Below are 302 nucleotides of genomic sequence, written 5' to 3' on the forward strand. Positions count from 1 at the left end.
ATATGGTAGGAGAGCGTTCTGTAAGCCTGCGAAGGTGTCTTGTAAAGGATGCTGGAGGTATCAGAAGTGCGAATGCTGACATGAGTAGCGATAATGGGGGTGAAAAGCCTCCACGCCGTAAGCCCAAGGTTTCCTGTTCAACGTTCATCGGAGCAGGGTGAGTCGGCCCCTAAGGCGAGGCAGAGATGCGTAGCTGATGGGAAGCAGGTTAATATTCCTGCACCGTCGTATGATGCGATGGGGGGACGGATCGCGGAAGGTTGTCTGACTGTTGGAATAGTCAGTTTCTGTCTCATAGAAGG

The 302-nt window shown here is 52.3% G+C and carries 1 rRNA gene; it reads left to right on the forward strand.

What is annotated here, in order from left to right:
* Positions 1–302: ribosomal RNA gene (locus ACZ92H_RS29660) — 23S ribosomal RNA — on the forward strand; the annotation flags it as partial.

It is taken from the genome of Janthinobacterium foliorum (assembly GCF_978021625.1).